The organism is Pseudomonadota bacterium (genome assembly GCA_039028155.1).
In the GTDB taxonomy this organism is placed as follows: Bacteria; Pseudomonadota; Alphaproteobacteria; order SP197; family SP197; genus JANQGO01.
The window spans coordinates 152,646-175,741 of sequence record JBCCIS010000002.1 but is presented as its reverse complement, the minus strand read 5'-3'; the positions used below and the strand labels follow the sequence as shown (position 1 = coordinate 175,741).

General features: G+C 63.2%; 24 protein-coding genes. 4 read left to right on the top strand and 20 right to left on the bottom strand.

All coding sequences use genetic code 11. The features are described from left to right. Nucleotides 1–3: 3 nt before the first annotated feature. Genes AAF563_02105 through speB form a run of 3 tightly spaced genes read right to left on the bottom strand, consistent with a single transcriptional unit; the run spans nt 4 to nt 2,934 of the window. Nucleotides 4–780: an enoyl-CoA hydratase-related protein gene (locus tag AAF563_02105; protein MEM7120039.1), complete on the bottom strand. Its 777-nt coding sequence runs from the start codon at nt 778–780 to the stop codon at nt 4–6. A 40-nt stretch (nt 781–820) separates the two neighbouring features. Further along, entirely contained in the window at nt 821–1,966 is a 1,146-nt protein-coding gene (locus AAF563_02100) for a serine hydrolase (GenBank protein MEM7120038.1), read from the bottom strand. A 44-nt stretch (nt 1,967–2,010) separates the two neighbouring features. Next, complete coding sequence (gene speB, locus AAF563_02095; GenBank protein ID MEM7120037.1) at nt 2,011–2,934, bottom strand: agmatinase; 924 nt, start codon at nt 2,932–2,934, stop codon at nt 2,011–2,013. 139 nt (nt 2,935–3,073) lie between these two features. Between speB and AAF563_02090 the strand changes: the two genes are divergently transcribed. After that, nucleotides 3,074–3,760, top strand: coding sequence for a hypothetical protein (locus tag AAF563_02090; protein MEM7120036.1), 687 nt, complete (start codon nt 3,074–3,076; stop codon nt 3,758–3,760). 8 nt (nt 3,761–3,768) lie between these two features. On the opposite strand, the gene AAF563_02085 is transcribed toward AAF563_02090, so the two are convergent. Both AAF563_02085 and AAF563_02080 read right to left on the bottom strand, forming a co-directional pair. Further along, nucleotides 3,769–5,490, bottom strand: coding sequence for a tetratricopeptide repeat protein (locus AAF563_02085; GenBank protein ID MEM7120035.1), 1,722 nt, complete (start codon nt 5,488–5,490; stop codon nt 3,769–3,771). Between the two features lie 100 nt (nt 5,491–5,590). After that, a complete protein-coding gene (locus tag AAF563_02080; protein MEM7120034.1) occupies nt 5,591–7,321 on the bottom strand; it encodes a tetratricopeptide repeat protein in 1,731 nt (576 codons plus the stop codon). Nucleotides 7,322–7,582: 261 nt separating this feature from the next. Here AAF563_02080 and AAF563_02075 point away from each other — a divergent pair, with 261 nt between their 5' ends. Continuing rightward, nucleotides 7,583–9,082, top strand: coding sequence for a YifB family Mg chelatase-like AAA ATPase (locus AAF563_02075; GenBank protein ID MEM7120033.1), 1,500 nt, complete (start codon nt 7,583–7,585; stop codon nt 9,080–9,082). 16 nt (nt 9,083–9,098) lie between these two features. Here AAF563_02075 and AAF563_02070 read toward each other — a convergent pair whose 3' ends face one another. From AAF563_02070 to AAF563_02020, 11 genes are all read right to left on the bottom strand, one after another. Further along, the gene (locus AAF563_02070) at nt 9,099–10,013 is read right to left on the bottom strand and encodes a DMT family transporter (GenBank protein MEM7120032.1); all 915 of its coding nucleotides are present in this window, start codon (nt 10,011–10,013) and stop codon (nt 9,099–9,101) included. 97 nt (nt 10,014–10,110) lie between these two features. Beyond that, nucleotides 10,111–10,548, bottom strand: a complete 438-nt coding sequence (locus tag AAF563_02065; protein ID MEM7120031.1) for a VOC family protein — start codon at nt 10,546–10,548, stop codon at nt 10,111–10,113. A gap of 44 nt (nt 10,549–10,592) precedes the next feature. Then, nucleotides 10,593–11,009: a metalloregulator ArsR/SmtB family transcription factor gene (locus AAF563_02060; GenBank protein ID MEM7120030.1), complete on the bottom strand. Its 417-nt coding sequence runs from the start codon at nt 11,007–11,009 to the stop codon at nt 10,593–10,595. Nucleotides 11,010–11,020: 11 nt separating this feature from the next. Beyond that, a complete protein-coding gene (locus tag AAF563_02055; protein MEM7120029.1) occupies nt 11,021–11,341 on the bottom strand; it encodes a carboxymuconolactone decarboxylase family protein in 321 nt (106 codons plus the stop codon). 70 nt (nt 11,342–11,411) lie between these two features. Then, the gene (locus AAF563_02050; protein ID MEM7120028.1) at nt 11,412–11,666 is read right to left on the bottom strand and encodes a Nif11-like leader peptide family RiPP precursor; all 255 of its coding nucleotides are present in this window, start codon (nt 11,664–11,666) and stop codon (nt 11,412–11,414) included. A gap of 3 nt (nt 11,667–11,669) precedes the next feature. Further along, complete coding sequence (locus AAF563_02045) at nt 11,670–12,458, bottom strand: SDR family oxidoreductase (protein MEM7120027.1); 789 nt, start codon at nt 12,456–12,458, stop codon at nt 11,670–11,672. A 28-nt stretch (nt 12,459–12,486) separates the two neighbouring features. Beyond that, nucleotides 12,487–12,891: an ArsI/CadI family heavy metal resistance metalloenzyme gene (locus tag AAF563_02040; GenBank protein ID MEM7120026.1), complete on the bottom strand. Its 405-nt coding sequence runs from the start codon at nt 12,889–12,891 to the stop codon at nt 12,487–12,489. Nucleotides 12,892–13,059: 168 nt separating this feature from the next. Then, a complete protein-coding gene (locus tag AAF563_02035) occupies nt 13,060–14,919 on the bottom strand; it encodes a C1 family peptidase (GenBank protein MEM7120025.1) in 1,860 nt (619 codons plus the stop codon). Between the two features lie 139 nt (nt 14,920–15,058). Then, nucleotides 15,059–15,883, bottom strand: a complete 825-nt coding sequence (locus tag AAF563_02030; GenBank protein MEM7120024.1) for a methyltransferase domain-containing protein — start codon at nt 15,881–15,883, stop codon at nt 15,059–15,061. An 82-nt stretch (nt 15,884–15,965) separates the two neighbouring features. Further along, on the bottom strand, nt 15,966–16,868 hold the full coding sequence (locus AAF563_02025) for a sulfurtransferase (protein MEM7120023.1): 903 nt from the start codon (nt 16,866–16,868) through the stop codon (nt 15,966–15,968). 30 nt (nt 16,869–16,898) lie between these two features. Beyond that, nucleotides 16,899–17,558 carry a peroxiredoxin gene (locus AAF563_02020; GenBank protein MEM7120022.1) on the bottom strand — a complete coding sequence of 220 codons (660 nt, stop codon included), beginning with the start codon at nt 17,556–17,558 and terminating at the stop codon, nt 16,899–16,901. 223 nt (nt 17,559–17,781) lie between these two features. On the opposite strand from AAF563_02020, the gene AAF563_02015 reads away from it, so the two are divergent. Continuing rightward, nucleotides 17,782–19,356, top strand: a complete 1,575-nt coding sequence (locus tag AAF563_02015) for a winged helix-turn-helix domain-containing protein (protein ID MEM7120021.1) — start codon at nt 17,782–17,784, stop codon at nt 19,354–19,356. 76 nt (nt 19,357–19,432) lie between these two features. Here AAF563_02015 and AAF563_02010 read toward each other — a convergent pair whose 3' ends face one another. The 4 genes from AAF563_02010 to AAF563_01995 form a co-directional block, all read right to left on the bottom strand. Next, nucleotides 19,433–20,251: an enoyl-CoA hydratase/isomerase family protein gene (locus tag AAF563_02010; protein ID MEM7120020.1), complete on the bottom strand. Its 819-nt coding sequence runs from the start codon at nt 20,249–20,251 to the stop codon at nt 19,433–19,435. Between the two features lie 41 nt (nt 20,252–20,292). Next, nucleotides 20,293–21,042 carry an SDR family oxidoreductase gene (locus AAF563_02005; GenBank protein ID MEM7120019.1) on the bottom strand — a complete coding sequence of 250 codons (750 nt, stop codon included), beginning with the start codon at nt 21,040–21,042 and terminating at the stop codon, nt 20,293–20,295. A gap of 148 nt (nt 21,043–21,190) precedes the next feature. Continuing rightward, complete coding sequence (locus AAF563_02000) at nt 21,191–21,412, bottom strand: hypothetical protein (GenBank protein MEM7120018.1); 222 nt, start codon at nt 21,410–21,412, stop codon at nt 21,191–21,193. 23 nt (nt 21,413–21,435) lie between these two features. After that, complete coding sequence (locus AAF563_01995) at nt 21,436–21,789, bottom strand: nuclear transport factor 2 family protein (protein ID MEM7120017.1); 354 nt, start codon at nt 21,787–21,789, stop codon at nt 21,436–21,438. Between the two features lie 119 nt (nt 21,790–21,908). On the opposite strand from AAF563_01995, the gene AAF563_01990 reads away from it, so the two are divergent. Continuing rightward, the gene (locus AAF563_01990) at nt 21,909–23,027 is read left to right on the top strand and encodes a serine hydrolase domain-containing protein (GenBank protein ID MEM7120016.1); all 1,119 of its coding nucleotides are present in this window, start codon (nt 21,909–21,911) and stop codon (nt 23,025–23,027) included. The last annotated feature ends 69 nt before the right edge of the window (nt 23,028–23,096 follow it).

The window sequence follows — 23,096 nt, the reverse complement described above, 5'->3', positions numbered from 1 at the left end:
GCCCTAACGTCCCTGCCAGACCGGCGGGCGTTTTTCGGTGAAGGCGCGTGGGCCCTCCTTGGCGTCTTCGCTTCCGTCGGCGCGCGCCTTTGCCGGCAGGCCACCGGCTTCGCTCAGCTCAAAGGCCGCTTGTGGCGTGAGCGCGCCGGCCTTGGTCACCATCTGCTTCATGGCGGCGACCGACAGCGGCGCTGAGGCGATGATCCGTTCGGCAAGCGCGTGAGCCGTCGGCATGAGGTCACCCTGGGCGACGACATCGCTGACCAGGCCGCAGTGCAGCGCCTCGGCCGCATCAATGCGACGGCCCGTGTAGAGCATATCGACAGCGAGCGCGTGGGGGATCCGCTGGCACAAGCGCGACACCGAGGCCGACGCCACGGTCAGGCCGAGCGTCGCTTCCGACAGGAAAAAGGTAGCGTTGTCGGCGGCGATCATGAAGTCGGCAGCCAGCGCGATCTCGAACCCGCCGGCGACGCACGCGCCGTTGATGGCGGCGATCACCGGCTTTTCCAGATCAAAGCGCGACATCAGTCCGCCGAAGCCGCCGGGGCCATAGTCCTGGTCGGGATCCTCGGCGGTGCCGAGATCCCAGCCGGCTGAAAAGATGCGTTCGCCCGCGCCGGTCAAAATCGCGACGCGCAGATCGGGATCGGCCTGGAACTCGTCGAAGGCTGCCGCCATGGCGCGGCTGGTCTTGGCGTCGATGGCGTTGGCCTTCGGCCGGTCGAGTGTGATGACGAGAACCTGGCCTTGGCGGTCGAGGTGAAGGGATTCGGACATGGCGGGCTCCTGTCGGCGAGATAGGGCAGCGTGAGCGCCATCATTCAACAGCGGCGATCACCCCGTCACGCAGAAACGCCATGGCCCGGCGCGCAGAGTTACGGCCTTCCAAGGCGCTCGCATCGCCGCCGCTATCGCTGGTGACCACGACAACGATGTCGAGATCGCGCACGACAAAAATCATTTGTCCGCCCCAGCCCCAGGCAAAGGCGACCTGGTGGCCGCCGAACGCACGCAGCCACCAGAGATAGCCGTAGCTGTAATCCTCATCTTCCGTCTGGTGAGGCTGCCATGATTCGGCAACCCAGCCAGACAGAACGACCTGTTCACCCTTCCAGAGCCCGCCCTGAAGATAGAGCTGACCGAACGCGGCCATCTCACGCGGCGTGAGATAGAGGTTGTAGCCGCCGGAGTAGACGCCTTGGGGATCACGGCCCCAGTGTTCGGCGGTGATGTCGAGGGGCGCAAAGAGATAGCGGTGGGCAAAGTCACAAGTACTCATGCCCGTGGCGGCGCTCAGCACCGCCGACAGTACGTGGGTCAGGCCGGTGCTGTAGTGGAACGCGCTACCTGGCGTGTCCATCAGTGCCCGGCCCATGATAGCGGCAACCCAATCCTCCTCGGTTTGGATTGCAAACTCCGTCAGGTCCTCTCGCCACGCAAGACCTGCGCTCATGGTCAAGAGGTGGGCAATCGTGATCTGAGCCTTGTCGGCATTACCATCGTCAAAATAGGCGGGGAGAAACTCTGCCACCTTCTGATCGACGCTCTTGATGTAACCCTCGCGGATGGCGATGCCGACGAGCGCCGACAGAATACTCTTCGACGCCGAATGAACGTTGTTGGCATGGTCGGCGGCACTGTTGTCATTGTAGCGCTCGGCGACCAGCTTGCCGTCCCGCACGACGAGCACACTGAACGCCATGGGCACGCTTAGGAGATCATCCATCCCCCGGTTCAGGATGGTCTCGTCCATACCCACATCGCGGGGCGACGCGCTCGCCCACGCAAATGCACCGCGGCGATCCACATAGGTCGGGTTCGACTCGTAAAAGGTCTCGCCGTGACCTGGACGGTCGTAGATCGCCTCACAGTCGACTGTTACCGGCTGAGCATGTGCCGGCGCAGCCGGCTGGACCGCCATGACCACGAGCATGAGAACAAGACCCAAAACTCGTGCGGTCACGTTAGATTTGCCGACATTATCCGCGCAGACAACGATGTGGTCCCCTATAGCAGGCTGCGGCGGTTACGATCGGCCCAGACATAGAGCATGTCGAGGCAGAGCGTGGCGCCGGCCAAGGCGGTGATCTCGCTTTGGTCGTAGGCCGGACAGACCTCGACAAGGTCCATGCCGACCACGTCGAGGTCGACCAGACTGCGGATAATCTGGAGCGCGGCATTGGTGGTCATGCCGCCGATAACCGGCGTGCCGGTGCCCGGCGCAAAGGCGGGGTCAAGACCGTCGATGTCGAAGCTGACATAGACCTTGCGGTCGCCGATCACCTGTTTGATGCACTGGGCTGTCGCGACCGGGCCGTTGTTATTCACCCAGTCGGCGCCCAGCACCTCAAAGGCGTGGCCGTTGCGGTCATAGTCGGTGCGAATGCCGACCTGCACCGAGTGCGCCGGTTCGATCAGACCTTCCTGGACCGCGTGATAGAACATGGTGCCGTGGTTATAGTCCTCACCCTTGTAGGTGTCGGTGTGGGCGTCAAAATGCAGCAACGAGACTGGCCCGTGATGGCGCGCCACCGAGCGCAGCAGCGGCAGGGCGACATAGTGGTCGCCGCCGAAACTCATGACCCGCTTGCCGGCCGCCAGGATGGCGTCGGTACGCCGTTCGACGCCTTCGACCATCGTGGCGGGCACACCGGTCTGACCGTAAATGTCGCCGGCGTCCTCGACCGCCAGCGCCGAGTTCAGCGCGAAGGTCCAGGGCCAGCGCGCCTCCTCAAACGCCAGGTTGGGCGAGACCAATCGTATCGCGCGGGGTCCTTCCCGGGTTCCCGCGCGACCGACGGTCGCAAGGTCAAAGGGAATGCCCTGAACAATGACATCGGCAGTCGACGCCGCGATGTCGGTGCATGACGGAAAGCCCAGGAACGTCGAGAAGAGTTCATAGGCGGGTAGGTCGGCGTCGATTTCGGTCATCGCGGGCGTCCTGGAAGCTGGCTATTGGCCCGCGACCAACCTAGAGCATATCCGCCACGAATTGAATCAGCGGCAATTCGGTTGCACCGCCCGCGCGAACCATCAAACGTGGGGCCCGCCGATCAACCCGGAGTTCGCCATGACCACCGACCTCGACCACTCACGCATCAACGAGCTTCGTTCGCTCTGTGTGCCCGACTGGGCGTGCGGCGTATGGCGGCGCGCGTTCGGCCGCTATCCCGGCCGCGAAGACACGACGACCACGGTGATCTGGATCCAGACGCCGACGCTCTATGCCGATATCCGCGTTGCGGCACCCGATGATCCATCGCCACATGCCCGCGACGAAGGGTTCGCCGGATGGCTCGATGTTGACGACCAGGTGTTCACCTGGCACCGCCCCGTCGACCTGCATCGCCGGCCGGAAGGCGGTGACAAAGGAGCCATGTTCCTGGACAGCGACGTCATGATCGAGGTCGGGCTGCTGACCAACTACATGGAGGAGTACCACCGGATTGACCGGGCCGCATCATGCTTCGCCGCCTCGCGCGGCACCTTCACCACCGCCGGCGGCAAGGTGCGGTTCTCAGGCGATGATCCGGTCGACATCCTGGTGGCGGCCGGCCCTCATGTCATCCATGCCCGCCACGATAGCGCAAGCGCGCTACGTTACGGGCGTTTGGACACCCATGGCGGCATCGTCACCGTCGACCTTGCCGTTGGTGACCCATCGGCCTTCACCCCTTCCGACGATACCTGGACCGTTTGGTCAGACGGCGTCGACGAGGCGACTCATCGCGCTTTGGTGGCATTCACGGCGACCTGATCGATTGATCACGCGGCTCTGCCGCGCAGATAGCGCGCCACAGTGCGTTGAAAGTTGTCGTGGTATTCCTTGTGATAGGGCGTCCACCTGACGTTCTTCAGGTCATAGAGGTTCATGGCCGCGTTGGCCTCGAAGACGACCGGCCGGCCCTCGCGATTGATCGCGAAGTCGATGCCATAGATGTCCAAGGGTGTCTTGGCGAATAGGCTGGCGAACCTCTCGTAGACGTCGAAGCCGAGCGCACCGGACGGATCGGCCAGATACGCCCGTTCCGGTTTGTCGTAGCCCTGTTCGAACCAGACCGCCTCCTGGCGGAAGTCGTTATGGGACTGGTAGTCAACGTGGGTGTTCGCCTTGTCGCCCAGGAACTCGCCGTCAACGATCGATGCGCGGTATTGGCGACCCACCCCATCCTCGTTGCGGCATTCGTGATATTGAATGACGAAATGGTCCTTGCGTCCGATCAGGTTCATTCTGTCGCGCAACCCGTCGGGACCGTCGATCAGATCCATGCCTTCACCGATGTTGGTGTGCGTCGGGCGCAACAGTACCGGCCACGTGAAGTGGGTTTCGATCTCTTCCACGACTGCGTCCAATGTCTTGGCGTCAGCCGACAACGGCCGGGTCTTGGGAAAAATGAAGTCTGTCTCACTCTCGAACTTACGGTAGTTCTCTTCCCGTCCGCATTCGAGAACCCTATCAATCGGATTGACGACAGGAACACCGTCGAAGTTGTCGATAACGGTTTGGTAATGCTCCTGGGTCTCGTCGTGGACGAGTTCCTTGACCGTCAGGTTGTTGACGATGATGTCCGGACGAAGTCCGGATCTCGCCAAACGCTTGGCCGTCCCCGCTGTAACAGGGGCGTGCACCACGCGCAGGTCCGGCGCCGTCAAGTAGGCAATGAAGTTATGCTCCTGGTACTGAGCAAAGTCCGCGCGCATGAAAAACGCCGCGCTGGCAAATTCGGGCACCAGCACGGTCAGGCCCGATCCGTCATCCAGGCCAGTGGGCGCGCGGACGCTGAACGGCTTGAGGTCAAGCGCGCGTTCGACGTCGACCGTGGCACCGGCACTGTCACCCGCGCCACACCGCGCCACTGACAGCAAGGCCATGGTATCGAAGTGGCCGGGCTCGGATTCATCTGCTTCGTGCAGTATGGGCACCGCTTCACCATACCTTTCCAACTGGCAGAGTGCCGCTCCCAGAAGACGCGCATTCGCTGTCTGGGTCATGCCGAGATCGCGCGCCTGCTGCGCCGCCTCCGCCGCTTCCTCCAGTCGGGCGCTCCTCCAATAGAGACCGGCCAGACGATGATGCAGAGGACCGTCGCCACCATGGCGTGACACCACAGCCTCAAGCTTCGCGATCGCGTTCTCGTAATCTGATTGAGCAGCGCAGATATCGGCGAACAAAAGGGCTGCGAACGTGCTCGTGGGAAACCGTGCTGAGAGCTTGTCGACCGCTTTCCTGGCGGCCTCCAGACGGCCGCGTCTAAGATGGACATAGGCCGTCACATAGCCCGCAGCCAAGCTGTCCGCGTGCTTCGAACGCAGTGCCTTCACGACCGTCTCGGCCGCTTGCTCCTTGTTGCCGCGCAATGCCATGTCGATGGCTAGACGCGCGATCTCGGCCCGGTCCGGGTTCTCAACCGCGAGACTCCGCGCGGCCTTCACCGCATCCGCGATCTTGCCACCGGCCTCAAGCTTCAGGACCTCGTCAACACGCAAGAACAACGCAGGCGACGGTGATGATATGGGTTTCGTGCTTCGCTTCTTCGCCATGTAAGCAGATTTCTGTTGCCGGTGCTTGATACTGCGCCCGTTGACTTCAGTCTGTCGACGCCGCGTTCGCTCTGCTGCGCAGATAGTCGACGACCACGTCGTTCAAGAACTGATAGTGGTCCTGCAGGTAGGGCGACCACGCGGCGTTGGCCTTGTTGAACAAGTTCATCGACGCGTTGACCTCGAACACAATGGGACGGCCATCGCGCGTGATGCTGAAATCGAACCCGAAGATGTCGAGTGGTGTGCGCTCGATGATTGGCGCGAAGACGGTCTTGTAATCAAAACCCAGGGCGCTGTCGGGATCGGCAAGGAAAGCCTGTTCGATCTTGTCGAACCCACGCTTCTGCCAGACGGCTTCGCGGCGCAGGTTGTCGTGAGACTGGAAGTCCAAAAAGCTGTTCACGCGATCGACGTAGGCGATATCGCCAATCACCAGGCCACGGTATTGGTGCCCGACACCCTCCAGGCTGCGGCACTCGTGGTACTGGATGATGAGGCAGTTCTTGAGCTCGATCGCCTCGATCTGTTCGCGCAAGGAGTCCGCATTGTCAACGAGACTCATGCCGATGCCTTCGTCCGTGTAGGGCGGGCGAAGCAGAATAGGCCAATCAAACTCTGTCTCGACCAGAGTTAAGACGTCGTCGAACGCCATGACATCGAGATTGACATGGCGCGTCTTCGGAAAGATGAACCCGCTCTCACCTTCGAACCGTCGGCTGTTCTCCACCCGCTCACAATGGATCACGGCCTCAGGTGGATTGACGACAGGTACGTCGCCATAGAGCTCCATGATGTTGCGGTGATGCTGAAGCACCGCGTCGTCAAAAATCTCGCCGACGACAACATTGTTGACGATGACATCCGGATGCAGTTCCGACGCTGCCAGGCGCGACACGCTATTCGACGTCACCGGCGTATGCGCGATGCGCAAGCCCGGCGATGCGAGATAGGAGATGAAGTTCTGCAGATGGTAGTTGGCGAAGTCGCTGCGTACATAGAGCGCCGGGCTACCGTTCTCCAGCGCAAGCACGGTAAACGGTCGCTGGCCATCGGCCGATGGCGTTTCCCTGATGCTGAACGGTTGAAGGTCCAGCGCGCGCTCGACATCCGCCATCGCGCCATCGACGTCGGCCATGCCGACACGCGCGACTGACAAAAGCGCCAGGGTCTCGAAGTGGTCGGGATCGACGGCATGGGCTTCACGCAAAACATCGACGGCTTCGTCGTGCCGGTTCAGCTGGCTGAGCGCCGCGCCGAGCAGGCGCGTGTTGGCTGCGGCGTCGAGGCCCAGATCCTTTGCCTGCCGCGCGAACGTGACAACCTCCTCGAACTCGCCGGTACGCCAACAGAGACCGGCGAGCTGCTGGTGGATCCGAGCATCCTGACGATGGTGCTGCAGCACGGCCTTGAGAACGTCGATCGCCCCGGCCCAATCGTCCTGTGCGGTAGCAATCTCCGCCAGCAACTGTGCGCCACGCAGGTTCGTCGGAAAACGTTCGATAAGATCCGCGGCCGCCTTGCGCGCCGCGGTTACGCGGTCACGTCGAAAGTGGACATAGGTCGCCGCATAAGCGGCCGCGAGACTATTGGAGCTCTTCGCCCGCAGTGTCTTGACGAGGGTGTCGGCGGCTTGACGTCTGTTGGCGCGCAGTGCGACGTCGATGGCCAGGCGCGCGGCTTCGGCCCGGTCTGGGACTTGCAACGCCAGATGGCGCGATGCGGCAAGCGCGGACGTAACATCACCTGCCTGTTCCAGCCGGCTCACGTCGTTCATGCGCGCAAACAGCTCGTGCGGCTGCAGTGTTTGCTGTGGCGAAGGTTTGGCCTTTTCAGCACGTCTTCTGGCCATATCTGCGTCAACCCTATTCGGCGGCACCGATCCAGTTGGCCGCCGCCCGCTCACCGAAGACCTATCGTGCCGCGCACTATAGGTCACGTTCAGTGACCGTTCCCCCAGGAAGGTCGGCTTACCCCCTATGACCTGGGGTGCGATCAAATCGCTGGACGCGCGCGCGCAACCCGCTAGCCTCTCGTCATGGTTGCGCACGTGACGACGGTGGCCCTGGCGGGCATCCAAGCGGTGCCGGTGGAGGTCCAGGTCTCCGTTGCCGGCGGCATGCCGTCCTTTGCCATCGTCGGGCTGGCCGATAAGGCGGTCGCGGAGAGTCGGGAGAGGGTGCGCGCCGCGCTTGGCGCCGTCGCGTTGGCGCTGCCGCCCAAACGCATCACCGTCAACCTGGCGCCGGCCGATCTGGTCAAGGAAGGCAGCCACTACGATCTGCCCATCGCCGTCGGCCTGATGGTCGCCCTGGGCGCCTTGCCCGCCGATGCCGCGGAGGAACATCTGGTCCTCGGCGAACTGGGTTTGGATGGGCGGATCAGCCCAGTCGCCGGCGTGCTGCCCGCCGCCATCGCCGCCGGCCGGGTCGAGAAGAACCTGATCTGCCCGGCAGCCAACGGCTCGGAAGCCGCCTGGGCAGGGGCCGTCGACGTCGTCGCGCCCGATCACCTGCTGGCCCTGGTCAATCACCTCAAGGGCAACCAGGTTCTGGCGCCGCCGGAACCCCGGCTTGCCGACGACACGGTCGACGTCCCCGACCTCATCGACGTCAAAGGCCAGGAGACGGCCAAGCGGGCGCTGGAGGTTGCGGCTGCCGGCGGCCACAACCTCTTGATGATCGGCCCGCCGGGCGCCGGCAAGTCGATGCTGGCCCAGCGCCTTGCCGGCATTCTGCCGCCGCTGGCCCCGGAAGAGGCGTTGGAAACCAGCCTGATAGCCTCGGTCGCCGGTGAACTGGCGGGCGGGCGTGTCAGCCGGCGCCGGCCATTCCGCGATCCCCACCATTCCGCCAGCATGGCGGCGCTGGTCGGCGGCGGCTTGAAGGCCAAGCCGGGCGAGGCGGCGCTGGCCCATAACGGCGTTTTGTTCCTGGACGAGCTGCCGGAGTTCCAGCGCCAGGTCCTGGACGCGCTGCGCCAGCCGGTCGAGACCGGCCAGTGCGTGGTCGCGCGCGCCAACCATCACGTCACCTACCCCGCGCGGTTCCAGCTGATCGCCGCCATGAACCCCTGCCGCTGCGGCACCGGCATCAACTGCACGCGCGGGCCGCGTTGCGCCGCTGAGTATCAGGCGCGCATCTCCGGTCCCATGCTCGACCGCATCGATCTCTATGTCGAGGTGGCGGAGGTCGCCGCCGCCGACCTCGCCCTGCCGCCGCCCGCCGAAGGCTCGGCCGAGGTCGCCCGCCGCGTCGCCGCCGCGCGCGCCATTCAGGCCAGCCGTTACGCCGACACACCGGAGGTCCGCGTCAACGCGCGCGCCGACGGTCAAGTGTTGGAAGCTGCCGCCAAGCCCGACGACGCGGGCCAGCAGCTCTTGAGCGAGGCCACCGACCGCCTGCGCCTATCCGCGCGCGGCTACCACCGCGTCCTGCGCGTCGCGCGCACCATCGCCGACCTGGCCGGCGCCGATCGGGTCGGCCGCGTGCATCTGGCCGAAGCGCTCAGCTACCGGCGTATTGTGCAGGAGCGGTAGAGCGGTTTGGGCGCCGTCACGGCGCAGGCTTCTTCTTGCGTGGCGGCAGCGTGAACGTGAGCCCGACGGCCAGCGCCACGACGGCGATCCAGACATGGGCGTCGTGCCGCTCGCCGAAGATGACCCAGCCCCAGGCAATGCCGGCGAAGAGCGAGATATAGAGGCTGAAGTTCACAAGCACGCCGCCGGTGCGGCTGATAATGAGGAAGTAGAGCAACACCTCGACGAGCAGGCAGGCGGCGACAACCAGGATGGCGAGTTGGCCGATCGGCCATTCGGGGTCCCACGGTATGGGTTCGCCGAGGACGAGGTGAATCGGCAGCATCGTGAGCAGCGCGACGACCGACTGACCGGCCGCGACCTGCATGGGTGTCAGGTTCTTCGGCCATGCGACCGAGACGTAGACGGACTCGATGCCATAGGTGAGCGGCACAACAAAGACGACCAGCAACCAGATGACGTTGCCCCATTGCGGCAGCTGGCTCTCCGGCACCAGAACCAACAGGGCGGCGGCCATGCCCAGCAGGACGGCGGTCGCGCGCCGCCAGGAGACGTGCTCGCTGCGCAACGCCAGCGCACACGCCACCGACACAACCGGTGTGAACGACGCGATTAACGTCATGATGCCCGCGGGCACATAGGGCGCAGCCCACAGTGCCGCCAGGAGCGGCAGCACGTAGCCCAGCATCGCGATCACGAACAGAAATACGACGACCTCGCGTGTCGGCCGAAACCATGTTCGCTGGATCGTGACGATCGCCGAAAAGACGAGGGCGACAAGGGCAAGGGTGATCAGCAACACGCCGGTACCGGGAAAACCAGCCTCGGCGGCAAGCTTCAGCATCGAGAACTCGAGCCCCCAGGCCGCCCCCATCAACAGCAGCAACCCGATGGTTGCGAGCGAGGCTGGCCCGCTGCGTTGCGCTTTCACGGGTCACAAATCCCGTACGCCGTCACGCCGCCCCGCGCGGCGGTCAGGCCATGGGGGGCGCCGCAGTCGACGCCACGCGTTCAACCATCGACGGCGTCTAGCTCGCCGTCGCGCCGGCTCCGGTGCGCAGTTCGCTGATGAGTTCGTCCGGCAGATCGTTCTCGCCGTAATCCTCAAGCGGCTTCTTCGAGTGAAAGGTCTCCCACACGACGCCTTGCGGATCGGAGACCCAAACCTTGGTCTGCTCGGCGTAACCGCAATTGGATTCGTTATCGTCCTTGGCCAGATAGCCTGCATCGCGCAGACGCGCGCCGGCTTCAGCAACATCGGTGTCGCTCTCAACCTGGATACCGACATGATCGATCCCCGGGGCAGGACCCTGCACATTGATGTTAAAGTTGACGCGCGGATCATCAAGCATCCAGCGCGCGTAGCCGTCCTTCAGCAGCGTCGGTTCGGCATCAAAGAAATCGGTGTAAAACTTGAGCGACTTATCGAAGTCTTCAACGACAACACCCATGTGGATTCGTTTCATGTCACGGTCCTCTCTTTGCTGATGATGACGACGGGCAAGGCCATCTATGAGTTCTTCGATTTTTTCGGTGCGCAGCCGTAGCGCGCACCTTCCGTATCGTCGGGCGCGTAGGCGGGATCCTCGAAGCAACACTCGTGAAGCAGAAACGCGGCGAGTGATTCGATACGGGCGAAGTTGGCGCGGTTGACAACCGTGCGGCCCGACTTCTCCTGCTCGACCAATCCTGCGGACGTTAAGAAGCGCAGGTGGTGCGACAGCGTCGAGCCTGGCATGCCCAGTCGGTTTTGGATGACGCCGATTGACAAACCGTCCTCGCCGGCGCGGATAAGGTCTCTTAGGACCTCCAGCCGCGGCTCCGAGCCTGCGGCCGCAAACGCCTGCGCGGCCTCTTCAAGGGAGAGCTCGTCGTCGCGGGTCGACAGGTGGCGCAGCTTCGCCCATTGGTCAGCCAGAGCACCCATTGCCTCAGTCCCTAACCGCAGCCACAGCCGCGTTTGCCGGAGATAACCTCGCTCCAATCGCCAATGACGTCATGCGTCCAGCAGTCGTCCGCGCCCGCCGCTTCTCGCATCACCAGCGCCAGGATATAGGCGAGGTCATACTCGTTCGCGCCGGCATCAATCGCGCCTTTGAAATGCTTGAGCACACAAGGCTGCGATCGCGCCTTGACCGACAGAGCGAAGCGGATCAGCTCATCCGTCTTGTCGTCGATAGTCCGGTGTTCGTCATAGACCTTGTCGAGTTCGCTGAGCGCACTGGTGAACGCAGGGAAGTGCTGGGACAGAAATGACATTTGTGGAGACCTCTGCTTATCAATGGTGTTCAAGATCGCGGCCCGGACAGGCAGTGCAGCGCGCAAACGCCTACTTCCAGCCGAACCAATGTTTGCTGCCGAACGGATGCACGCGGAAGCCTACGCGCCGAACTGTGATCGACGAGACATCGTCTTTGGCCAATTCGATCTCGGTCGACATCAACTCGTCGGTCGAGAATTGATGACCGGCCTTTGCACCCAGCGCCACGATGTCGTCCGGCGAGGTTGCGGTGCGGATCGCTTCCTTGATCTCATTATCGTCGCGGGCCTGCGCGACAAACGCTTTCAAGCTTTCCACCGTCATGGCCTAACCTTTGGCAAACCAGCCGTTGTCGACATAAAGCGCTGTGCCGTTGACAAAACTGGCCTCGTCCGACGCCAGGAACAGGGCAGCAGCTGCCACTTCATCGGGGTCGCAGATTCGAATCTGTGAATCAGCAAGCGACGCGTCTTCCCAAGTCTCGCCTAGCGCATCCAGTTCTTTGATCTCGCGCAGACCGTGCGCCGTTTCGACAAAGCCCGGACACACGGCGTTGCAACGAATGCCCTGTGTGCGGTACTCGCTGGAGATCGATCGCGCCAGCTGCAGAACGGCGCCTTTCGACACGCAGTAGACGCTCTCCAGGGCGAACCCCTTCTCGCCACCGATCGACGACGTGATAACGATCGAGCCGTGCGTACCGGTGCGTAAGAAGTGCCGAATGGCTTCGCGGCAGCTCAGAAACGACGACTTGGCGTTTATCGCCATCAGGCGGTCATAGTCGGCCTCATCGGTCTCGTGGAGCGGTTGGACGATGATCGTCCCGGCGTGACTGAAAAGAACGCCTATCTCACCAAACGTCGCTACGGCGGCGTCGAAACCGTGTGTGACGTCGTCGGCATTGGACACATCGGCTTCAACGAACGTGGCCTGGCCGCCGCTCTGCTCGATGTCCGCGACTGTCGCGCGACCGTCATCGGCCTGCACGTCAAGGATGGTCACTGCAGCGCCCTCCTTCGCGAACAGCAGGGATGCAGCGCGGCCCATGCCGGCGGCGCCGCCGGTGATGACGGCGTTCTTGCCCGCCAGTCTTCCATTATCTTGAACGTTCGCCATGCCCGGCTCTCGGTTGTCGTGGGTTTGCCTACATCACGTCCAGCAGATGTTCGCGGTCTTCGCCGTAGTCCTGCTCATCGTGGCCGTGCGTAAAGAACGCTTCCCACTTCTCCCCGGCCGGGCCCTTGACCCACGCCTTCTCCATGCTGGCGTAGCAGCAGGTGGTGTTTTCCAGATCCAGATAGGGGCGCCCCGACTCGCGCATGCGGTTCGCAATGGTTTTCAGCTCGTCTTCGGACTCAGCCTGAATGCCCAAATGGTCGACGCGGACGTCGTTGCCCAAGGCTTCGACGACGAAGTTGACGTTCGGGTCGTCGACGTCCCACTTCGCGTAGCTGTCCTTGGATATGGTCGGTTCTTGGCCGAACAGTCCCGAATAGAAGTCGACGGCCTTGTCGAACTCTTCAACCTGCATGGAAATGTGCAGTTTCATGGTCGCTTCTCCCGCGATGACAGGTCTGCCGTTACCGAATACCGGATCTCTATGTATCTAGATATCTAGTGATATAGAGAGAGTCAAGAGCTTTCGAGTCAAGCGCCCGGCTGACGGCCAATGATGCTGAAACAGTAGGCGCCAAACCGCGCCACTGGTTACCGCGGACTAAAACCCCGTCAACTCTTCGGCATCGAACGGTTGCTTCGGTTTGCCGCCCACGATCGTCTTCAAGATGTCGTTCATGGTGTTGGCATCGTTGTCGAAGCCGCCATGGGTCGTACTGGCGCTTTTTTTGCCGTCGCCATCGGAATAGATGAACGTCGGCACCCGCTTGCCGCGCAGTCTCTTTGAATAGACCCGCATGCCCAGGACCGGTTTCTCGCGTGACCTTTCGAGCGCGCGGGAGACGAGGAAGAGCAACGACTTGCGATAGGCCGAGGCGACCGTGTCGTCCTCTTCCAGCTTCTCGCTCAGGTTATAGACCTTCATGACCGGTAGGCGTACGCGACCGGCGTCGCCGCCGCCGAGCCGCGGCCGGAAGTGTTCCTTATAGAAGTCGATCGTGCAGGCCGGCGCCATCAGGCTGCACGAGGCGACGATGTCGGGACGCCCCAGGCGGTCTAGGGCGTCCAGCAGATGGCCGAGTAGGATACCGCCGGTGCTGTGGCCGACCAGGTGGATCGACTTGCCCGTGTCCGCGAGTGCCGTTGCGAACGCGGTGATCGCATCGCTGCCGTCGCCGCCGACCTCGAACGGCAAACGGGCGTCGCGCTTCATCTCTTCCCAGATCGGCGTGACCGGCTTTCGCGCCATGTCTTCGATGATGCCGTCCCAGAAGTCGGAGAAGCCGCCCACCCGTTTCTCGGCAAGACCCAGGGCCCGCTTCACCACGTCCTTCACCTCCTCGACCAGGCCCGTGTCGTACATGATGTGATAGGGATAGATGCCGTTGCGCTTGAATCCGTCCTTCAGCGCGCGCACCCGTCGCGCCGAGGCTTCCGGGCTGTTGAGGCCGCCATGGGCATAGATCATCAGGTGGCCGTACTTGTCGTTTTCCGCCGACGCCAGACGTTCCGCGGTTTGGCGGACATCGTCACTGTTGCTCCAATAGTCGCCTTTGGGCTTGTAATGGCCGTCGTCAAAATGGACGAAGTGGCCGGCGATCTCGTGGCGTTCCGGCGCCGGGCTCTTGGCCTCCTCGGCGGCGCCGGGCAGCTGCTCGCGGCTTGGCTGCAGGTTGAAGATCTGCGCCGTCGGCAGAGCCAGACGGAAGACCCAGCCGTCCATGATGCTGGCAAGCCAATCCTCATAGAGCCAGAGCGCAAACCCCTTATCGCCCCAATCGGGCCCCCACGAGTTCTGTACGATGAAACCGTCGGCCATGTAGCCGACGATGGCGAAGGCGTGGCCGCCGGTCTCGTTGCGGCTTGGCTTGATCAGCGCCAGTTTCTTGCCGTCCTCCGATCGTGGCCGGTTCCAGCCGCTGTGCACCTTGGCGGATACATAGACGGCACCGACTTCATTGATCGCGGCGTGGTAGTCGGTGATCTCCGGCCTGAGGCGGTAATAGGCGCCGAGCGTGTTGTGGCGCGCCTCGCGCGCGCGCTGGACGGTTAAGCGGTTGTCGGCGGTACCCGCTGCATAGGGCCAGCTTCGTTCGCTGCACACGCCCATGTTCATCCAGCCGCGTATGGCGCCGCGGCAGCTTGACCCCGCATAGTCCTCGCCGGGCCAGGCGTCGTGCTTCTTGGCCATTTCGTAGAGCATCCGCGCGCTTGCCTTGAAGCTGGGCGTGCCGCGGCGCTTGTTCAGCAGGTTGATCACCGCGGCAAGCCCGAAACCCGTACAGGCGCCTTCGCGACCTTGATCAAGAACCAGCCTGGGCTCCCGGTTGTCGACCGTGGGATCCAGTTTCACCAGGGCCGGCTCATACATGCGATCCCTAATGTCAGGGAGATCGCCATAAACATTGAGAATGCGCCGCGTGTTGGCGGCCGTCATCGTCGGTTGTTTCTGCTGCGCCATCGGAACCCCCCAATCTTTCGGATGTCACAGTCCGACTCTACGCCTCCAGGCAGATCCGGTTAAGCGCACATGAAAAGATTGTTGCAACTGAGACCCGCAACCAGCCCACGCCGGACCAAATCGACCCCTTCCTTGTACGCTAGAGCGGTTTGAGCGCTGTCGCGTAAAGGACATCGGTGGTGACCTTGTCGATGGCGCGTTCGCGGATCTTGCTGAGGTTGACCTCTTTGACGCGCTCGACCTCGGCAGCCGTCATCTGCTCGACGGTCCAGCGGAACCCGGCACCCAGTATCAAGGTCCACCAGTCCTCTGGGCAGGTCAGCGGTTGGTGGCCGTCTTCGGCGACGACCAGGCCACCGGGGATGTCCGCCTTGTTCATCATGGCGAGCAGCGTCTCCGGCTCGACGATGGAGTCCCAGGGATTGAAGCTGCGGGCGAGGTCGGGCCGAACTTCGCTGATGCTCTGCCACCAGATCGACGCGCCCGGTTCGACGAAACCTCTGGCCCAGGTCGTTATCGCGAGCGTGCCGCCCGGGCGCACAAGACGCCATAGCGCGCTTGCCTGGCGCGCGATATCGGGCACGAAGAAGATCGAGAAGGCACTGACGACCGCATCGAAGCTCTCGTCGTCGAAGGCGAGCGAGGTCATGTCGCCGTAACAAAACGTCGCCTGACCGAGGCCGCGCCAGCGCGCCTTGGTACGCGCCTTGTCCAGCAACCGATCGGCGACATCGACGCCGATCACCCGGCCGCTTGGTCCGACCCTCTCGGCCGCCGGAATGGCTGATGCGCCGGAACCGCATCCGACGTCGAGCACGCGAGCGCCCGGCTTCAAACTGATCCGATCGACGGTGCGGCGCCCGTAACGGTCCCAGAACGCCAGCGGCGTATCATCGAAGTGATCGGCGGCGGCGTTATAGGTGGCGGCCGACCTTGCGCGAGCCGCCTCATAGGGGTTCTGCATCGTGTTGTCCTCTTATCGAGCGAGGTTGGTGGGGCCCGGCCGCCATGACAGGACCGGGCCCCATCCCTTCCGGTGGCGTTCGTCACCCCTCGGCCTCGACGACCACGGGCAGATCGCCCGCCGTGCCCCATTCGGCCCAGGAGCGGTCGTAGCTGCGCACCTGGGGGAATCCGAGCAAACGCAGGGTAAAGTATGTGTGACCGGCCGCCTTGCCATTCTGACAATGGACCGCGACCACCGTGTCCTCGGTAACGCCATGCGCGGCGAAATGCGCGATCAGCTCGTCGGCGGACCGCATGACACCGTCGTCGGTCAGGTTCTGTTTCCACGGAATGTTCTGCGCCCAGGGAATGTGACCCTTGGCGTAAGCGGAAACCGGCCTGACATCGATCACCACGACATCGTCATCATCGCGATGGGACAAGAGCCAGTCGGCGGTCGCAATGCGGCGCGGTGTCAACGTGACGGCAAAGGTTGCGCTTTGGACGTCGGGTGTCTCGGTGCTGACCGCATAACCCTCGCCGAACCACTTGGGCCAGCCACCGTTGAGGACGGCGACGTCGCGGTGACCGAGGTATTCCAGCATCCAAAACAGCCGTGAGGCATGAAAACCGCCGTTGTCGTCATAGAGGATGACGCGGCTGTCTTTGTCGATGCCACGCGCGCCCAGCATGACCGCCAGCGTCGCCGCGTCATAAAGCGCGCCGTCGACATGGCTCGACGGATCGATGACATCGTCGGCGCTCAGATGGATGGCGCCTGGGATATGGCCGTCGGCATAGTCCTCGGCCGGCCTTACATCGATGATGCGTAGATTGTCTGTAACGCCAAGACCCGGCTCGTTGAGCAGGATGGCCAGATCGCCGGTCTCGACCAGCAGGTGGCCGTTGGCGTAGCCGTCGGCCAGCGGCGCGCGTATGCCCCAGCCCGCCACCAAAAGGACGGCAAGGAACAAACGACCGAAGGCGCGTCTATAGGGTGTCATGGGATTTCCCTCCTTCTCCCAAGTGCCGGTTCAAGCCGGCTGCGCGACGACGCGCATGTAGGGTTTCTTGGCGTCCCAGCCTTCGGGGAACTTTTTCTTGGCTTCCTCGTCGGAGACTGCCGGGACGATGATGACGTCTTCGCCCGGCTGCCAGTTCACCGGCGTCGCCACCTGATGGCGGGCGGTCAGCTGGAGAGAATCGATGACGCGCAGGACCTCATCGAAGTTGCGGCCTGTGCTCATCGGGTAGGCGATCATCAGTTTGATGCGTTTGTCGGGACCGATCACGTAAACGTTACGAACCGTCTGGTTGTCGGCGGCTGTTCGGCCCTTCGACGACTTCCCGGCGTCTTCGGGCAGCATGTCGTAGAGCTTCGCAATATCGAGACCGTGATCTCCGATGATCGGAAAGTTCGGCGCATGTCCCGTTAGATCCTTGATGTCGTTGGCCCAGCCCTCGTGGTCGGCGACCGTGTCGACGCTGAGACCGATGATCTTGCAGTCGCGTTTGTCGAACTCGTCCTTGTGGCTGGCGACATGGCCAAGCTCGGTCGAGCAGACCGGCGTGAAGTCCTTGGGGTGCGAAAACAGCACCGCCCAGGAATCGCCGATCCAGTCATGAAAGCGGATCTCGCCTTCGGTCGTCTCGGCAACAAAGTCCGGTGCGAAACTTCCAATTCTAAGAGTCATTTCCATCTACTCCTGTTTAGAGGTTGGACCCGACACCGGTCGTGGTCGCCGGTTCGTGTCGAATGGCGGGTAGATGGGAAGCCTTGTCCCAGGCCGCTTGGCGGCAACCTGGAGATTGCATGGAGAAATCGTGGATTCTTGCTATAACCCGCACATTCCGCCTGATCGGACGCTAGATGGTCTCGATCAGCGCCGCCGCGGCGCGCCGGAAAGATGATTTGCCATGAAGTTCGTTTTTGACGGATGCGTGATCGACACGGACGCCTACGAAGTGCGCCGTGATGGCGACCGTGTCCATGTCGAGCCGCAGGTCTTGGATCTGCTAATCCTGTTGGTCGAGAACCGCGACCGCCTGGTCAGCAAAAGCGAGATCATCGACAAGGTCTGGAACGGCCGCACGGTGTCGGAGACGGCACTGACCAGCCGCGTCAAGTCCGCGCGTCGCGCGATCGGTGACGACGGCACGACCCAGCGCTTTATCCGTACCATCAAAGGGCGCGGTTTCCGTTTTGTCGGCACCATCGATAACGACGTCCCCCACGGGCCGGCCATCATGCCGGCCAGCCCCGTGCAAAAACCGTCGCTGGCGGTTCTGCCGTTCGACACCATGGGCGGTGACCCCGAGCAACGTTACTTCAGCGACGGCATCGTCGAAGACCTGATCACCGAGTTGTCGCGATCGCAGTGCATCACCATTGCGTCGCGCGGCGCATCGTTCGTCTACCGCGATAACGACGTCGACATGAGCGAGGTCGGCAACGCCTTGGGCGTCGACTTCGTGCTCGAAGGCAGCCTGCGCCGCATAGGCGAGCGGATCCGTATCACAGTCCAGTTGATTGAGGCCGCCAACGGCCATCATCTGTGGGCCGAACGCTACGATCGTACGTTGACCGAGATCTTCGATATTCAAGACGAGATCGTCGCCACCATCGTCACCACGCTCTCGGGCGAACTCGCGACCGCGGCACTCGGCCAGGCGCATCAGCGGATGCCGGGCGATTGGCGTGCCTATGATCACTACCTCGTCGCGCGCCACGCCTCGCAGCAGGCACGCACCCTGAAGAACCTGATGACGGTCAAGGCCGCCGCCGAACGTGCGATCGCGATCGACCCGCACTACGCACCTGGTCTGGGCATGCTGGCCAACGCAACGCGCTGGCTTGCCACGCTGACCTGTTTCGGCGACACCGCAGCGATCACCGAGACGTTCCGGCGCGCGCATGCGCTTGCCGAGAAGGCCTACGACATCGAACCGACCGACGCCCAGACTCTGCGCGCGCTCGGCTGGTGTCACATCCTGGATCGCGACTATGCTGAGGCAGAGCGCTGCCTGCAGCGCGCGTACGCCATCAACCCGCACGACGGCGACGTCATCATGGGTTGGGTCACAGCACTCGTTTATCTGGGGCGGCCTGGCGAAGCGCTGGCGCTGGCGCAACAAACCATCCGCCGACTGACCACGTTTCCCGATTACTTCCTGTTCGACCTGGGCGAGGCGCTATTCTTCGCCGGCGAGCCCGAAGCCGCCGCGGCGACATTCGAGTCGATCCCGGAGGATCAGCACGACGAGAACATCACCGTGGTCGTCGCTGCCTTCGCCCATGCCGGCCGATTGTCCAGCGTCGCGCCCTATCGCGACCGCTATGTTCGCGAACTCGAAACACTTTGGGCCGGTGATCCGGCAACCGCCCTGAGCGAACGCATCAACTGGGACTTCCAGTATCGCCACGTCTACCGGCGCATGAAGGATGTCGAGCTACTGCGCGGCGGCCTGCGCAAGGCGGGGTTGCCGGCGTGACACCGCTCGGTCGCGCTGTCACCGAGCCCGCGATGTCGACAGGTAGTGCCTTTCGGACAGGCCGGCCTAATCTACGCTAACCGTCAAACTGCGCCTTGCGCCACTTGAGCGCCGCCCGCAGGCCGTCCTTCTGGGTAATCGCTTCGAACTCGCGGCGAATGTCGGTGTGGATGGCATAAAGCGGTGCGTATCCCTCGACGCTGCCGTGCATGGCATTGTCGAACCCGGCGGCCTCCGCGCCACGGTTCAACACGCGTTTCATGGTCGAGAGCGTTTCCGCGCCAATCAGGCTCAGGCGTTTCGCGTAGGCCATGGTGGCATCCTGCAGTTCATCGAGCGGCACCACCTTGTTGACCATGCCGATATCGAGCGCGCGTTTCGCATCAATGAGGTCGCCGAAATAGAGCAGCTCGCGTGCGCGTTTGTAGCCGATCAGCCACGGCATCACCGCGACAGGCCCGGGTTCGGAGAAGCGCGACTCCGGCTCACCGAACAAGCAGTCATCGGCCGAGATCGTGAGGTCGCAGAACATGGCGAACTGGCAGCCGCCGCCCAGCGTGTGACCCTGAACCGATGCAACAACCGGCTTACTGAGATGCCAGGGCAGCATCTCAAAGGCCAGGCATTCGTCCAGCAGGGCCTGCCATTGCAGGGCGTCCTGGTCGGATACGTCGTCACCGACTTCATCCGCGCCGATGTCGTAACCGACGCAGAAGCTGCGCCCTTCGCCGCGCAGCACGACAACAGAGACGGCGTCATCCTCGTCGGCGCGCAAGAAGGCCTCCTTCGCTTCCGCGCGCACCGCCGCGTTGATGGCGTTCAGCTTCTCCGGCCGGTTCAGGGCGATAACGGCGATCGAACCATCGGTGTCATAGGTCACGCACGCTTCGGCCATGGGAACCTCTCAACGGATGTCATTGCTGGTGGCACACAGTGTCAGCCCCGTCCGACCAACGGCATCTTTGTCGCCATGACGGTCATGAAGAGGACGTTGGAAGCCAGGGGCAGGCCGGCCATGTAGCCCACCGCTTGGGCCACATGCTCCACGTCCATGCGCGGCTCCGGCATGATGTCGCCATTGGGTTGCGGCATGCCGGCGACCATATCGTCCGTCATCTCGGTCGCCGCGTTGCCGATATCGATCTGGCCGCACGCGATATCGTAGGGACGCCCGTCCAGCGCGATCGATTTGGTCAAACCGGTGATCGCGTGTTTCGTCGCTGTATAGGCCGCCGACATGGGTCGCGGCCGGTCCGCCGAGATCGAGCCGTTGTTGATGATTCGCCCGCCCATCGGCGTCTGGCGTTTCATCATGCCGAAGGCATGGCGCGCGCACAGGAACGAACCTGTCAGGTTGACGTCGACGACGGCTTGCCAGACCTCATCAGTGAGTTCGTCAAACTCGACCTCGGCTGCACCCATGCCGGCATTGTTGAAGAGCACGTCAAGTCGACCGAACGTCTCTTGCGTTTTATCGAACAACGCGCGGACGGAGTCGGGCTTGCCGACATCGGTGGGCACCGCCAGGCATCGAACGCCTGCGGCTTCGATCTCGTTGGCGGTTGCGTCGAGCGCCTCCGGCCGGCGCCCTACCAGCACCATGTTGAACCCCTGCTGTGCCAGCGCCCGTGTGGCGGCGCGGCCAATACCGCTGCCCGCGCCCGTCACCATGGCGACCTTCTCCATCGCTACCTCCCCGGTTGATGTGAACCTGATGTGATCCGGCGACCAGCCCTAGAGCAAGTTCGGTTCGAATTGAACCTATCTTGCTCGATGTAAACATGATGAGGTGCCGAACAACGCATCCATACGTTCGACAGACAAGACCCGGGCCCTAAAGCAGCGCCAGGATCAAACCAAGAGCCGTGAATGCAGCGATGACAGCCAGGAAGATCCGCACGCTCCACTCAGAGCGGTGGCGCTCGGCCGGCCGGGCGTCGAGCACTCTAAGCGGCAAACGTTTGGCGTCGGCGACCTCGCGGCGCGCCGCCTCGGCGGTCTCGGCTTCGATGCGATAGGCGCGTCCATCACGGGCTTCGACGGTGAAGAGCGGCATGACGTCGGCTCCGGCCTGTCCGGTTACGTGATCGGCAGGTTGTGGAGTTTCAGAAACGACAGCTTGTCCCAGTAGCCACGCTGAAAGTCGATCCGCCCGTCGCGAACGGTGAAAAAACCGCAGCCGCGCAAACCCAGGGGATCGCGCCATTCTAGAATGGCCACGTCACCGGCTTCATGAAGGGTCTCGGGGATACAGGTCATCTCGGCCGTCGCGAACTCACACGCGAACATTGCCTCGATGGCGCGACGCCCTTCGACCGGCTCCTGCGTGACCTGATGGTTGACCGCGTCATCGTGATAGAGCGCCGCTAGGCCAGCCACATCGGCAGCATTGAATCGTTTCACCCACTCTTCGACGACCTCACGCGGTGTCATGGCGCAATCTCCGCTGAACCCTGTATGGAGTCGGAAGGACAATACGTCTTGCCGGGCTGGCCATCGAGTGTCTAGAGACTGGGTTGCGCACGCCGAAACCGGACCGGGAGACATCTACGATGAACGTCGAAGGCACCTGCGACGACGCGTTCAAAGCCTGCCGCGAGTCGATGGCAGTCAACCTGGCGGACGGCCACGACCTGGGTGCTGCCTTTGCGGTCGTCCACGATGGAAGCCTGGTCGTTGATCTCTATGGCGGCTATGCCGACGCGGCGCGTACGCGGCCGTGGGCGCGCGACACACTGGTCAATGTCTGGTCGACCACCAAGGGCGTCATGGCGCTCGCCATCGCCATGGCGGTCGAGCGCGGCCAGCTTGCCTATGACGCGCCGATTGCTGGCGTCTGGCCCGAGTTTGCGGCAAACGGCAAGGACGACATCACCCTCGACCTCGTGATGTCGCATCGCGCCGGTCTCAATGGCCTCGACCGGGCGATGGATATCGATGGTGTCTACGCTTGGTTTCCCGTGGTCGAGGCGCTTGCCGAGATGGCGCCCTTGTGGCCGCCGGGCAGCCGTTGCGCCTATCACGCGATGACCTATGGACATCTGGCGGGCGAAGTACTGCGCCGGGCCGACGGCCGCATGCCCGGACGTTTCATCGCCGAGGAGATCGCCGGGCCGTTGGAGATGGCGTTCTTTGTCGGCCTGCCGGAGAGCGAAGACCACCGCGTGGCCGAACTGGTGGCGAGCGACGATGCCAGCGACTGGCTCGCGGACATCAAGGAAAACGGTTACCCCCACGCCATGGAGAACCCCACCGTCACCGCGTTGACGCCGAACGAGCGGGCCTGGCGGGCCGCCGACATCCCCGCCGGCAACGGTCAGGCCGATGCGCGGTCGCTCGCCAGACTTTACGGCGCCCTGGCGACCGGCGGCGGCGACTTGATTTCTGCAGACGGCTTGGCCGCCGCCACGGCCGAACGGTATCGCGGCCCCGACGTTTCCATGGGGTTGCCGACCGCGTTTGCCGCCGGTTTCCGGCTGGGCGACGATACCGGCGCGTTTGGACCCAGTCTGAAAGCCTTCGGTCATACCGGCTGGGGCGGCGCCTTCGCTTTTGCCGATCCCGAGGCCAGCCTCGGCGTGGCGTTTGTGATGAACCGCATGCTGGGTTCAGGCGACGACGCGATCACCCGGCACACCCGCCTGATCGACTCCGTCTACAGCGCACTCTAGGCCGCCGCGTGTTGACGGCGACAGCCATGCCCCGAACCGCTAGACTGTCACCTGAGCGCACCAGGAGAC

What these genes read in the sequence shown, in the direction of transcription:
- AAF563_01990 (MEM7120016.1), top strand. Translation starts at nt 21,909, where the DNA reads ATGAACGTCGAAGGCACCTGCGACGACGCGTTCAAAGCCTGCCGCGAG.
- AAF563_02000 (MEM7120018.1), bottom strand. Translation starts at nt 21,412, where the DNA reads ATGCCGCTCTTCACCGTCGAAGCCCGTGATGGACGCGCCTATCGCATC.
- AAF563_02035 (MEM7120025.1), bottom strand. Translation starts at nt 14,919, where the DNA reads ATGGCGCAGCAGAAACAACCGACGATGACGGCCGCCAACACGCGGCGC.
- AAF563_02020 (MEM7120022.1), bottom strand. Translation starts at nt 17,558, where the DNA reads ATGACTCTTAGAATTGGAAGTTTCGCACCGGACTTTGTTGCCGAGACG.
- AAF563_02015 (MEM7120021.1), top strand. Translation starts at nt 17,782, where the DNA reads ATGAAGTTCGTTTTTGACGGATGCGTGATCGACACGGACGCCTACGAA.
- AAF563_02050 (MEM7120028.1), bottom strand. Translation starts at nt 11,666, where the DNA reads ATGACGGTGGAAAGCTTGAAAGCGTTTGTCGCGCAGGCCCGCGACGAT.
- AAF563_02080 (MEM7120034.1), bottom strand. Translation starts at nt 7,321, where the DNA reads ATGAACGACGTGAGCCGGCTGGAACAGGCAGGTGATGTTACGTCCGCG.
- speB (MEM7120037.1), bottom strand. Translation starts at nt 2,934, where the DNA reads ATGACCGAAATCGACGCCGACCTACCCGCCTATGAACTCTTCTCGACG.
- AAF563_01995 (MEM7120017.1), bottom strand. Translation starts at nt 21,789, where the DNA reads ATGACACCGCGTGAGGTCGTCGAAGAGTGGGTGAAACGATTCAATGCT.
- AAF563_02060 (MEM7120030.1), bottom strand. Translation starts at nt 11,009, where the DNA reads ATGGGTGCTCTGGCTGACCAATGGGCGAAGCTGCGCCACCTGTCGACC.
- AAF563_02030 (MEM7120024.1), bottom strand. Translation starts at nt 15,883, where the DNA reads ATGCAGAACCCCTATGAGGCGGCTCGCGCAAGGTCGGCCGCCACCTAT.
- AAF563_02075 (MEM7120033.1), top strand. Translation starts at nt 7,583, where the DNA reads ATGGTTGCGCACGTGACGACGGTGGCCCTGGCGGGCATCCAAGCGGTG.
- AAF563_02040 (MEM7120026.1), bottom strand. Translation starts at nt 12,891, where the DNA reads ATGAAACTGCACATTTCCATGCAGGTTGAAGAGTTCGACAAGGCCGTC.
- AAF563_02105 (MEM7120039.1), bottom strand. Translation starts at nt 780, where the DNA reads ATGTCCGAATCCCTTCACCTCGACCGCCAAGGCCAGGTTCTCGTCATC.
- AAF563_02055 (MEM7120029.1), bottom strand. Translation starts at nt 11,341, where the DNA reads ATGTCATTTCTGTCCCAGCACTTCCCTGCGTTCACCAGTGCGCTCAGC.
- AAF563_02010 (MEM7120020.1), bottom strand. Translation starts at nt 20,251, where the DNA reads ATGGCCGAAGCGTGCGTGACCTATGACACCGATGGTTCGATCGCCGTT.
- AAF563_02065 (MEM7120031.1), bottom strand. Translation starts at nt 10,548, where the DNA reads ATGAAACGAATCCACATGGGTGTTGTCGTTGAAGACTTCGATAAGTCG.
- AAF563_02045 (MEM7120027.1), bottom strand. Translation starts at nt 12,458, where the DNA reads ATGGCGAACGTTCAAGATAATGGAAGACTGGCGGGCAAGAACGCCGTC.
- AAF563_02005 (MEM7120019.1), bottom strand. Translation starts at nt 21,042, where the DNA reads ATGGAGAAGGTCGCCATGGTGACGGGCGCGGGCAGCGGTATTGGCCGC.
- AAF563_02025 (MEM7120023.1), bottom strand. Translation starts at nt 16,868, where the DNA reads ATGACACCCTATAGACGCGCCTTCGGTCGTTTGTTCCTTGCCGTCCTT.
- AAF563_02090 (MEM7120036.1), top strand. Translation starts at nt 3,074, where the DNA reads ATGACCACCGACCTCGACCACTCACGCATCAACGAGCTTCGTTCGCTC.